Below are 12,187 nucleotides of genomic sequence, written 5' to 3'. Positions count from 1 at the left end.
TGTGTTCCTTATCCTTTAACAGCACCCGCTGTGAGACCTTTAACGAAATACTTACCGGCTACTACATAGACCAGCAGGGTGGGCAGTGCAGCAATAATTGCCGCGGCCATATCAACGTTATATTCTTTAATACCTGTACTGGTATTGACCAAATTATTCAGTGCAACCGTAATCGGCTGAGAATCACCCGAGGAGTAAACCACGCCAAACAGGAAGTCGTTCCAAATTTGTGTGAACTGCCAGATCACCGATACAACGATAATAGGTATTGATACGGGTATAATAATCCGCCAAAAAATCAGCCAAAAACCGGCACCGTCAATACGTGCAGCATTGACTAATTCATTGGGGATACTGATGTAATAATTACGGAAAAACAGGGTGGTAAATGCCAGACCATAAATAACGTGCACCATAATCAGGCCAGATGTGGTGCCTGACAAACCCAGGAAGCCAAGCGTGCGCGCCATCGGTAACAGGATCACTTGAAAGGGAATCATGGTACCGATCAACAGCATACCAAAAAACAGATCGCTGCCTTTGAACTTCCATTTAGTCAGTACATAACCATTTAAGGCGCCTAAGATGGTAGAAATTACCACAGCCGGTACCACGATCAGCACTGAGTTCCAGAAGTAACCTTTTAAACCTTCACAGCTTACGCCGGTACAGGCAGTTCCCCAGGCTTTACCCCAAGCATCAAAATTTAATGATTGCGGCAACGATAATAGGGTGCCTGTACGAATCTCATCTAAATCCTTGAGGGAGGTGATGAGCATAACAACCAGTGGCAATAAATATATCAGTGCTACAAAGCCCAGCAAGCTATAAATCAATACTCTATTAATGCTCATCTTTTTTCTTCCTTAGTTCCGAATACAGGTAAGGCACAATAATGGCTGCGACTGCCATTAACATCATCATAGAAGCTGCTGACCCAAGTCCGATTTGTCCGCGAGTGAAGGAATAAGTATACATAAAGGTAGCCGGCACGTCGGTTGCAAAACCGGGGCCACCACCTGTTAAGGCAACAATCAAATCAAAGCTTTTGATAGCAATGTGCGTCAGCACAATCAATGCACTGAAAAATACCGGACGCAGACCCGGAATAATTATTTTACGGTAGATAAGCGGCATTGAAGCACCATCAACTTTAGCGGCTTTGATAATATTATCATCTATTCCCCGTAAACCTGCGAGGCACAGTGCCATCACAAAACCAGAGGATTGCCAGACGCCCGCGATAACCACGGTATAAATAGCCATTTCGGTATTGACCAGCCAGTCAAAGGTGAAGGATTCAAAACCCATTTCGCGTACTAAGCGCTGCACACCCAGTTCAGGATTCAGGATCCATTTCCAGGCGGTACCGGTAACAATAAAGGAAAGTGCCATCGGGTATAAATAGATGGTGCGGATAGCACCTTCGGCTCGAATTTTCTGATCCAAAAAAATGGCCAGAAATAATCCCAGCAGTAAACAAATTACAATGAACAAACCACCAAACAACAGAAGGTTTTCAGCGGCGACCCACCAACGATCATTGGCGAATAGTTTTTCGTATTGAATGGTGCCGGCCCAATCATAGGTTGGCAGCAAGCGTGATGAGCTAAAGGATAACCACGCATTTAACAGCATAAAGCCGTAGATAAAAATAATAGCAATAACAAAAGTAGGTGCCACTACTAGTTTTGGTAAAAGGTTCCCAAGGGATTGACGCGGGGCGCTGGATTTTTTTTTCACTGGATTAATTCTCCTGTACAGCAGAAAGCAACAATCGAATCTCAGCTAAAATGCGCTGAGATCCAACCGGTCTAAAAGATCAGACCTTATTTAGTATTTCGCTGCTGCAACTGCTTTTACTAGTTTTGCTGCGGCTTCTTCTGCTGTTATTGAATCTGAGTTGTAGAACTCAGTAACAGTGTCGTAGATAGCACCTTGGGTTGAAGAGAAGGTTGACATGCCGTGCGCCATACTTGGCACTAAGGTATTTGCTTCCGCTGTTTTAACAAAATCTTTTGCCGACAGTTTTGCACAATCATCAAACTTATCCATGGACATATTCAAACGCGCAGGAATAGATCCTTTGTTAAGGTTAAAGACTTCCTGAAAAGGAACACTTAGGACAGTGCTGGCCAGATCATTTTGACCTTTACGTTGTTCTTTATCTTCCAGATTAAACATGACAAAACTGTCGATGTTAAAGGTAAAGTCATTCGCTGTGCCCGGTGCTGCGGTGCAGATATAGTCTTTACCCGGTACTTTACCAGCGGCAGTAAATTCACCTTTTGCCCAGTCTCCCATAAACTGCATACCCGCTTCACCATTGATAACCATGGCGGTGGCCAGATTCCAATCACGTCCTGGCGATCCTGGATCGGTATAGTTCTTGATTTTATGGAAAGTCTTAAGGGCATCAATCATGGTAGGGCTGTTTAAAGCTTCAGGGTCTAACACTACAAATGCCTGCTTATAAAACTCAGCACCCGCAGTACCTAATACCACAGATTCAAACATGGTTGCATCTTGCCAAGGTTGGCCACCATGAGCAACAGCCGTCATGCCCGCCGCTTTAATTTTATCAGCAGCAACAAAGAATTCTTTCCAGGTTGTTGGCACATTTGCGTCTGCTTTTTCGAAGACTTCCGGGTTTACCCACATCCAGTTTACACGGTGGACGTTAACCGGAACGGCAACATATTTACCGTCGTACTTCATAACATCTGCCACCACACTGGGTAGCAAGTCATCCCAGCCTTCGGCTTTAGCGACAGCGCTAAGATTAGCCAATACGCCTTCGTCACCCCATTCCTGAATGCTTGGCCCTTTGATTTGCGCGGCTGCTGGTGGGTTACCTGAAACGACCCGTGTTTTTAGTACTGTCATGGCACTTTCACCACCACCACCTGCCACGGCGAAGTCTTTCCAGTCATGCCCTTTTGCTTCCAACATTTTTTTCAGTTCGGCAACAGATTTAGCTTCACCGCCTGAAGTCCAATAATGCAGTACTTCTATTTCAGCTGCTTGCGCACCGGCTGTTAGGCCCAGTGCTAATGAAATACTTAAAAATAATTTTGAAATTTTCATGTGATATTCCCTTGACTAAAATTATCTGACAGCCGAACTGCTGATCAGATTGGAACTTACCAAAGAGCCCTTATTTAAAAATAAAAGCAAGGTGAGTTATAAAACCAAATCATAAACCAACTATGCCCAAATAGGTAAGGAGGGAAATCACATAAATAGATCAATCTTGTAACATTTTGTAACAAGACTGTAACACAATGTAACCAACTACTGGAAAGCCTTGAGGTCAATTTGATGCGCTTTTTCATTATGATGACCGTCAGTAAATTATCGTTTTTAGGTTGAATATTTTGGTCTGATTGATTGGGTACCTGTATATAATAGTTGCAATTGAGGTAGGTGTTTTTTTGTTAAGGTGTTGATTTTTAATGTTACATTAGGTTTTTAGGGGCAAGTGACACCTAGTTCATTTTCCTTGCCTTTAATTAAAATAGCGCGCAATAGTTGGTATGTTATATGTTGGTGCGGCACTTATTTTGACTGAAGTATCTGTACTATTAATTTTCTAAATTGCAGACAACAGAAGCATTGGTGAGTTGTGCTCTAAAGCGAATAGCGGCACCGGAGATGCAGGACTGCAATGGCAGAAATCATTCCGTCATCCTCTGTTTTCAATAATTTGTATGTTATAACCACCTGAAGGAAAAATTTTAATTTGCACATTAATGTGAATTTATACTAGGTTTTGTTGACTTTTTTAGTGCGATTTTTCAATCTAAACGTGTTCTGAGCAAGTTTACATCGTATTTTATGTAAACGACGTATAACGCCGTGCAGGACATTTTTAGATGAATCCGAAGGGCAGCATTTGTGCGCACGATCGTATGCATTCTCATCTGCTTATGTAGAATAACGACACACACAAGATCTACCTTGTATAGCACGCATAAATTATGTAAACGACGTATAACGCCGTGCAGGACATTTTTAGATGAATCCGAAGGGCAGCATTTGTGCGCACGATCGTATGCATTCTCATCTGCTTATGTAGAATAACGACACAACGCAAGATCTACCTTGTATAAGCACGCATAAATTGCTGTAAAAATGCACAGGAAAGGTCAATAGCCCCGATACTCTGTAAATAGAAGGAACCCAAATAATGATTCATAGTTCAATGACAGCTATCGTAACCACAGGCAGTGGCGGTTATGACAAGTTAGTCTGCAAACAAGTTCCAATGCCTGTTCTCTGCGCAGGAGAAGTACTGGTTAAAGTGTTGGCCGCCGGCGTTAATAACACCGAGATCAATACCAGACTGGGATGGTATTCTTCTTCAGTTCACGGCTCCACTAAGGATAGATCGATCTCAGAAGTCGAGCCTCCAAAGGTCGATGGCGGCTGGAATAAGCAAACGTCTTTTCCGTTTATTCAAGGGACAGATTGCTGTGGAGTAGTCGTGAATGTGGCAGACGATGTCGACACTGGCCTGATGGACAAACGGGTACTTATCCGCCCCTGCATTCGCGAACACGGTTTTGGCTCTTTGGATAATATCTGGATGGGATCTGATTTTGATGGTGCTTTTGCTGAATATGTGAAAATTCGAGCAACGGAAGTGTTCCCGGTGGTCTGTGACTGGAGCGATGCAGAACTTGGCACTATTCCTTGTGCCTATGGTACATCCGAGAATATGCTCAACAGAGCCAATTTGAGATCCGGTGAAACGGTTTTGGTCGCGGGTGCGTCAGGTGGTGTCGGCTGTGCTGCTGTACAGCTTGCAAAACGCAGGGGAGCGAAGGTTATCGCTATTGCGGGAGAGGAAAAACATGAGCGGGTAGCTTCGCTTGGCGCAGATATTCTGTTAGGCAGAACTGCTAATCTGCTCGCGGCGTTAGGGGAGCAATCTGTCGATCTTGTTGTTGATAATGTGGGGGGGAGTTGCTTTCCTGCCATGCTCAAACTATTAAAACGAGGCGGGCGGTTTGTCTCATCGGGCGCTATTGCAGGGCCTATTGTTGAACTTGATATGCGCGATATGTACCTGAAAGATATCACGCTGATAGGAACAACCGCTTGGGACGAAAAGGTTTTTCCTGATCTGGTACGATACATAGAGCAGGGCGAAATTCAGTCGGTGTTAGCAAAGACCTTTCCGTTATCTTCGATTGTTGAAGCCCAAAAAGAGTTTCTTGAGAAAAAGCACGTCGGTAAATTTGTACTGATACCCTAAGCAGATAAATAGGCAGGAAAATGACTTAGTCCGGTAACGAGTGCTTTCAGACTTAAATACGAACATTCATTTTTATGATGAAGTGTACATGTTGATTTTTTGTAACAAACTTAAAAAGACTACCACAGAGGTCACAGAGGCGCTGCACCAGAGTAAAGGCTAAAATAGTTATTGGTAGGGTGCATTCTATGCACCGTGAGCAGTGGCACAATTGGTGCTGAAGCGAACCCCATTAACTACCACAGTGGTCACAGAGGCGCTGCACAGAGTAAAGGCTAAAATAGTTATTGGTAGGGTGCATTCTATGCACCGTGAGCAGTGGCACAATTGGTGCTGAAGCGCACCCTACGAACTACCGCAGAGGCGCTGGACGCTACACAGAGTAAAGATGCCTGTATAAGTCCGCGTACACAATATAATTATCCAACCCTTTCTATTGAAGGGGATGATGAAATTAGGTCATGAATATATAATGCAAACTTAAGTCCGAAGACACTAGAGGTATCAAGCATCAGGGGCCGATCATTTGTATTTATTGGTATTGATATGGCGCTATGTTGATAGCATTTTATGCTTTGGTGGAACAATAGCATGCGCTAAAATTACGCGGGTAAATATTCCCCGCAGAAGCCCAATGAAAGCAGTCCTGGATTCTTGGAAGCAGCCACCATAATATAACCGAATAATAGGGCGTGTTGTGGTTAAGTCATTAATAAATTATTTTTGTTTATTTTTTAAACAATCATTGACTTTCATTTTGGATTCTATAAAGTGTGCCTCAGCAAGAAGAAAGCCTTTTTTTTACATTCTCCATTCCGTCGTTTTATTAATAATACCTCGCTCTGTAGTTTTTAAGTTCCAGTCTGTTTTTACGCTATTCAAGCCTATTGAAGGCAACTCTATATTAAAATTACAGGATATTATTATGTCTAATAAAGTACAAGGAACCGTTAAATGGTTCAACGAAGCGAAAGGTTTTGGATTTATCGAGCAAGCAACTGGACCAGATGTATTCGCTCACTTTAGTGCTATTGCAAGCGAAGGTTTCAAAACTTTAGCTGAAGGCCAAAAAGTAGAATTCACTGTAACGCAAGGTCAAAAAGGCCCGCAAGCAGAAAATATCGTAGCGCTTTAATTCGCGGTGATATTTTAGCTCCCATAGGGTGCTGATTTAATATAAAAAAAATGGTAAACCTTTGCGGGTTTGCCATTTTTTTTGCTTATTTTAAAGTGCTCTGGTCAGCGGAATAAAGCCTTAAAGCCTTAAAGCCTTAAAGCCTTAAAGCCTTAAAGCCTTAAAGCCCTAAAGCCCTAAAGCCCTAAAGCCCTAAAGCCCTAAAGCCCTAAAGCCCTAAAGCCCTAAAGCCCTAAAGCTTCCCTTTTGTATGACCATATTATAAAAGGTTAATTATGATTAATAGTGGTTGGTTAAATTAAAAGGTAGTATGTGGCTTGCTATTTCGCATATTAGCTAACAAAAGAGAAGATGCTTTTTTGTGCTGCACACACCCAATAGCTAAAAATTCTATCACTAAGCATGACAAAGTGATTCTCCCTGAAATATGCATATAAACAAAAGTATTAGCAAGATTGACTTGCAGAGCTACAAAACAATAGAACCGAGGAAAAATCATGAAAAAAGGCATACGTGCTTATAATTTATATCCAAAACTTGTTGGATCGATGAATATGTGGATCAAACATTTTGAGCGTATCCAAGCCATGAATTTTGACTGGATTTATATTAATCCGATCAATTATCCGGGGTTTTCCGGATCAGATTACTCGATAAAAAATTATTACCATTACCATCCACTTTACGTCACTGGAGAGATGGATTTTGAAAACCCGGAAGCGCACGTCGAAAAGGGCAACAAGCTTCTGAAAAATGTATGTAAAGAAGCCGATCAACGCGGAATGAAGATCATGATGGATTTGGTGATCAACCACAGCGCTTTTGATTCACATCTTATTGAAGATCATCCAGAGTGGTACGAACGTGATCCCGACGGTCAACTGAAACATCCCGGCGCTCAGGACGGTGATAGTTGGGTCGAGTGGAAAGATCTGGCTCAGATTAACAACGCCCATTCCAGCGACCGCGATAATCTCTGGCACTACTGGCTAACGATGATGCTGTTTTATTTGGATCTGGGTATTCGCGGATTCCGTTGCGATGCGGCCTATCATGTCCCGAACGAACTGTGGCACTTCCTTATTCCCCGCATCAAAGAAAAATATCCCGATGCGATATTTTTGGGGGAAACGCTGGGTTGTTCATCACAGCAGGCTGTTGATATTGCTGAGGCCGGTTTCGATTTTATTACCAACAGCTTTAAATGGTGGGATTTAAAAGAGCAGTGGTTTTTGGATCAAACTCAAGAATACAGTCGTTATGCCTCGTCGATCTCCTTTCCCGAAAATCATGACACAATCCGCAGCGCCGATGAATTCAGTGGCAATCAACATCAGGCGCTCCTGCGCTACGAATTAGGGGCTTACATCTGTTCCAGCATTTCCACTACGATCGGCTTTGAATACGGATTTCAGCGGCAAATTGACGTTGTCCAGATTAATCCTTCCTGGTGGGAACCTATTTGCTACGACATTTCCGATGATATTGCAAAAATCAATGACATCAAGGCGAGTTACGACGTTCTTCAGGAAGATAACGGGATCGAAATGCTTCAGTTGAACGACGGGCGCATCTTAGGTTTTACCAAAGAAAGCCGCAACGGGCAGGAAAAAATTATGATGCTGGCGAATCCCGACGGTCATAATGCTTACATGGTTCGTGAGTCGAACGTCTACGGCATCATGGGATCGGATAAGGTTCAAGATATTTCCCGCAGCCGCCGAATGAAAGATGTTCCGGCATTTCTGGAATACAACCTTCTTCCAGGAGAAGTAAAGCTGCTATATGTAAAACGATAGGCAGACCCGTTGAAGGTAAGTAATTTACAGTGGATAGTTGTTTGTTTTACAAACAATTATTCACTTTTATTGTCGATTCTATAGAGTGACCCTCAGTAACAAAGAAAGCTTTTTTATTTGCTCTACTGCGTTTTTTATTGATAACACTCTGCTCAGCAATTTTTAAGTTTCAGCCTGCGCAACAGGACAATTGTGCTACATCTTTATTAAATGTTTGCGCACATAGTTTTAAGCCTTCAACCAGGGTTAGATAGGGAAATAATTGCGCCGCTAATGCTTCAATAGTCATTCGATTATGGATAGCGAGCACCGCTGTTTGTACTATTTCTCCTCCATCATGAGCAAGTATTTGTGCTCCAATTAAAACCCTTGTATTGGCCTTTATCACTAACTTAATAAAGCCAGTGGTTTCAAAGTTCACCAATGCCCTGGGCACATTTTCCAGCGCAAGGGTGCGGCTTTCGGTTTTTATACCCAGATCCTTTGCTCGATTTTCAGAAAGACCAACGGTTGCCACTTGAGGATCGGTGAAGATAACAGCGGGCATGGTATTTAAGTCGAGAGAAACATCTCCACCTGTCATATTTGTTGCAGCACGTGTGCCCGCCGCCGCCGCCACATAAACAAACTGCGGCATAGAAGCGCAGTCACCTGCTGCATATATATGTGTTTGTGAGGTTTCCATTTTACCGTTAACCATAATCTCACCGCTGTTGTTTGTTTCAATGCCAACCTGAGATAAATGAAGAGATTGGGTATTGGCATGCCTCCCCGTCGCAATCAATAGCTTTTCTGCTTGTAAAGATTGATTATTGATACTCACCGTAAAAAGGTTGTCTTTATATTCTGCGGAATGAATTTTTTGATTCTCGAATACGCTCATCCCCTCATCCGTCAATGCAATGCGTAATCCGGCCCCTAACTCAGGATCTTCACGATATAGTAAGGTATGCCTTGCAATTAAGGTCACTTGTGTACCTAACCGTTGGTAGGCTTGTGCTAGTTCTAATGCCACGACTGAAGAGCCAATGACCAATAAACGTTCAGGCAGCCTTGTTGCAAATAAAGCTTCGGTGGAGGTCCAATAAGGCAGGTCTGCCAGGCCAGAAATCGGTGGAATATAAGGGGATGAACCTGTTGCGATTAAAAATCTATCAGCGTAAAGCGAATCGAACGAGCCATCTTGTTTTTTAATTTTCAGGCTATTGATACTGCTAAAACGGGCAAAGCCTTTAATAAGTCTTATATTGTCATTACTTCTTACAATATTCTCGTATTTCGCATCGCGTAACTCATCAACGCGATTTTGTAACTGTAAACTTAATAAAGCACGGTCAATAACAGGAGGATTATCTTTGATAGCGGGATAAGCATTTTTACGCTGCTGCTGAGCGAGTTGCGCTGCTTTTATCATAATCTTAGAAGGTATGCAGCCGACATTGACACAACACCCGCCGACGACTCCTGCTTCAATAATAGTGACTTCAGCGCCGGCTTCTGCCGCTTTAATTGCACAAGCAAAAGCCGCTGCACCACTGCCGATGATCGCAATCTGTTGTTTTTCAGAAGCCGTTTCAAGGGAATTGCAGCATTTTTTTTCTGCCATAATCAGAAGCCTTCCTTAATTTTTCAGCGTAGACGGGTAGCCTGCATTTTTAGTTGCCGCTGTTAATGCTGCTGCTGTTATTTTTTGATCATCAAAGGTGACTTTTGCCATCTTTCCAACGAAAGAAACATCGGCCGAAATTACCCCATCGACGCCTTTTAGCGCTTTTTCAACGGTAAACGGGCAAACAGGGCAAGTCATTGTCGGCACATTAAGGGATACTGTCTGCTCTGCTGCTAAGCTGATATTTGCCATCATTAACAGGCTTAATATTATAAATATTTTTTTCATTTTTAAATCCTAACTATAAATTTTTAACTATAAAACAAGCGGGAGCCAGTAAATACTGGTAACAAAAATAGCCGCTATCAGTGCAGCGAACCAAAATATAATCTGTTGGCGAAATCGATTTGCAGGAACAGCACAAGCAGTCCCTTTTTTACAATGACTAATAGGGCGGTAAATACGGTAGCCAGCGAGAGAAAAACCGATAATAACGGCAACGATAAAGAGAGGGCGATAAGGCTCAAGCAGTGTTAAGTTACTTACCCAAGCGCCACCGAGGCCAAGGGATAATAAGACAAAGGGGCCTGCACAACACAGACCAGAGCCAATTGCGGCTAAAAATCCAGACAATAATGGCATGGAAGCGTTGGTTTTTTGTTGTGCTGATACTTTGTTCATTTTTTAACTCTCCACTTGTATAATATATTAACTATACATGCCGTACCCAAGTACGGAGTCAATGGGGTTTGCTAAATGAAGGTTATTTTTTATTTAACGAAGAAGCGTTATTGAAAGAGTCTACAATCGGGCAGTGAGTTTTATTCTGAGTTATTTTACATTGTGTGACTAAATGCTGAAGTGATTTTTCAAGATGTTGCAGGTCATTTATTTTTTGTCGCGTTAGAGTCAGCTTTTCCATCGCTAAATGTTGTACTTTATCGCAGTTATTAGATTCAATATCAAGCAAGCTTTGTATTTCACTTAAGGTAAAGCCAACCTCCTGGGCACGTTTAACAAATCGAATACGGCAGAGCGCTTGGTCATCGTATTGCCGATAACCCGTTAATGGTTTTATCGGTTGTATCAATAAACCTTTGCGTTCATAAAAGCGAATGGTTTCAATATTTATATTCGCTAGCTGCGCTAACCTCCCAATGGTAAAGGACATACTTCCTCACTAAATTTATTGAATATATTATCGCTAGGGTATGTTATACCAAATCCATTGATTTTCTATTCATTTGTGCGGGTAAGAAACGTTGATTTTGCTCTCTGTTGCGGTGTTTTTCAATAGAGGGGGCGTGGGGATTTTTATGGCAGAGCAAATTAATTTTAAATGCGGCCCACTTTTTTCTAAGCGTGCCGCATGTGGATTACTCTTAGGACCTATCAATGCCTAAGATAAGGCTGATTTATTCAACCTTGATAGGCTGGGCAACATCTATTGTGGGAGCCGGTTTTTCTCGCGTAAACCACCAGCAAAGTAAAGAGGCAATAGTGACCATTACCACGCCTTGCCAAAATGTTGCCGTCAGTTCAATATCCAAAATCAATGCCGAGAAGAAAGTGGATAATAAAGGCGTGAAATACGACAAGGTTGCCAGCAGCATCATATTTCCGCCAATAATACCTATATTCCATAATGCATAGCCGCTGCCCATCGCAACGCCCGTTATTAATAAGTCAATCGCCGCGCCGGTTGTAAAAGCGATGGCAGGTTCATCACTCATAAAATAGGTGATCCACAAAGCCACCGCAGTGGCGATAAAGAACCAGGTAATTGCATTCTTGCCATTCGCCAGTCGCTTGGTAATATTGCAGTAAAACGCCCAAATAAAAGCACCACCGAGCGCCATAGAATAACTTAAAGGGTTGGTCGCTATATTGCCTGCTAATTGACTAATAGAAATCCCACCATCACCACTCACCGTCCAAGCCACCCCGAAAAACGACAGTGCTATTGCCGGATAAATTCTTTTATCAACCGGCTTATTACTGGTAAACACCGCAAGCAATACCACTAAAGATGGCCACAAATAATTAATGACGCCCATTTCGACCGCTTGAATGCGGTTATTAGCCATTCCTAACGCCAGCGATAAGCAAATTTCATAGCTGACAAACAGCGCCCCCCCGATCAGCAGGTATTTTAACGAGAAGACTTTAAAGCGGGGCGCACCAAGGACTATCAACAGAAACAAAGCACTCACGGAATAGATCATTGCAGCACCGCCAATAGGACCTAATTGCTCTGCCACATTGCGCACCAGCCCGACGGTTGTACTCCATATCAGAATGGCTAAGCACCCTGCAATCGTGTATTTATGTGTATTAGTCAAGATAATTCCTTTTATGTCCGTTTATTACAGTTGCTTGATAAT

11 protein-coding genes are annotated in these 12,187 nt (G+C 42.6%); 3 read left to right on the top strand and 8 right to left on the bottom strand.

Translation table 11 applies throughout. The features are described from left to right. Positions 1-8: 8 nt before the first annotated feature. The 3 genes from CXF72_RS17400 to CXF72_RS17390 form a co-directional block, all read right to left on the bottom strand. Positions 9-854 (bottom strand): carbohydrate ABC transporter permease, encoded by an 846-nt coding sequence (locus tag CXF72_RS17400; RefSeq protein WP_101041029.1) that lies wholly within the window; start codon positions 852-854, stop codon positions 9-11. Then, on the bottom strand, positions 844-1,743 hold the full coding sequence (locus CXF72_RS17395) for a carbohydrate ABC transporter permease (RefSeq protein WP_101041027.1): 900 nt from the start codon (positions 1,741-1,743) through the stop codon (positions 844-846). The genes CXF72_RS17400 and CXF72_RS17395 overlap by 11 nt, the downstream gene beginning before the upstream one ends. 90 nt (positions 1,744-1,833) lie before the next feature. Then, positions 1,834-3,087, bottom strand: a complete 1,254-nt coding sequence (locus CXF72_RS17390; protein ID WP_101041025.1) for an ABC transporter substrate-binding protein — start codon at positions 3,085-3,087, stop codon at positions 1,834-1,836. A 1,102-nt stretch (positions 3,088-4,189) separates the two neighbouring features. Here CXF72_RS17390 and CXF72_RS17385 point away from each other — a divergent pair. From CXF72_RS17385 to CXF72_RS17375, 3 genes are all read left to right on the top strand, one after another. Beyond that, a complete protein-coding gene (locus tag CXF72_RS17385; protein ID WP_101041022.1) occupies positions 4,190-5,260 on the top strand; it encodes an alcohol dehydrogenase family protein in 1,071 nt (356 codons plus the stop codon). Between the two features lie 925 nt (positions 5,261-6,185). After that, entirely contained in the window at positions 6,186-6,395 is a 210-nt protein-coding gene (locus CXF72_RS17380; RefSeq protein WP_101041020.1) for a cold-shock protein, read from the top strand. A gap of 497 nt (positions 6,396-6,892) precedes the next feature. After that, the gene (locus CXF72_RS17375) at positions 6,893-8,194 is read left to right on the top strand and encodes an alpha-amylase family glycosyl hydrolase (RefSeq protein ID WP_101041018.1); all 1,302 of its coding nucleotides are present in this window, start codon (positions 6,893-6,895) and stop codon (positions 8,192-8,194) included. 169 nt (positions 8,195-8,363) lie between these two features. Here CXF72_RS17375 and merA read toward each other — a convergent pair whose 3' ends face one another. From merA to yddG, 5 genes are all read right to left on the bottom strand, one after another. Beyond that, positions 8,364-9,800 carry a mercury(II) reductase gene (gene merA / locus CXF72_RS17370; protein ID WP_101041016.1) on the bottom strand — a complete coding sequence of 479 codons (1,437 nt, stop codon included), beginning with the start codon at positions 9,798-9,800 and terminating at the stop codon, positions 8,364-8,366. Between the two features lie 15 nt (positions 9,801-9,815). Continuing rightward, positions 9,816-10,091, bottom strand: a complete 276-nt coding sequence (gene merP, locus CXF72_RS17365; RefSeq protein WP_101041014.1) for a mercury resistance system periplasmic binding protein MerP — start codon at positions 10,089-10,091, stop codon at positions 9,816-9,818. 27 nt (positions 10,092-10,118) lie between these two features. Continuing rightward, entirely contained in the window at positions 10,119-10,484 is a 366-nt protein-coding gene (locus tag CXF72_RS17360) for a mercuric transporter MerT family protein (protein WP_101041012.1), read from the bottom strand. Between the two features lie 82 nt (positions 10,485-10,566). Then, the gene (locus tag CXF72_RS17355) at positions 10,567-10,974 is read right to left on the bottom strand and encodes a MerR family transcriptional regulator (RefSeq protein ID WP_101041010.1); all 408 of its coding nucleotides are present in this window, start codon (positions 10,972-10,974) and stop codon (positions 10,567-10,569) included. Between the two features lie 244 nt (positions 10,975-11,218). Beyond that, positions 11,219-12,145, bottom strand: a complete 927-nt coding sequence (yddG, locus tag CXF72_RS17350; protein WP_101041008.1) for an aromatic amino acid DMT transporter YddG — start codon at positions 12,143-12,145, stop codon at positions 11,219-11,221. Positions 12,146-12,187 lie beyond the last annotated feature (42 nt).

The organism is Psychromonas sp. MB-3u-54, from assembly GCF_002836415.1.
GTDB lineage: Bacteria > Pseudomonadota > Gammaproteobacteria > Enterobacterales > Psychromonadaceae > Psychromonas.
This window is presented reverse-complemented; position numbering and strand designations above follow the sequence as displayed.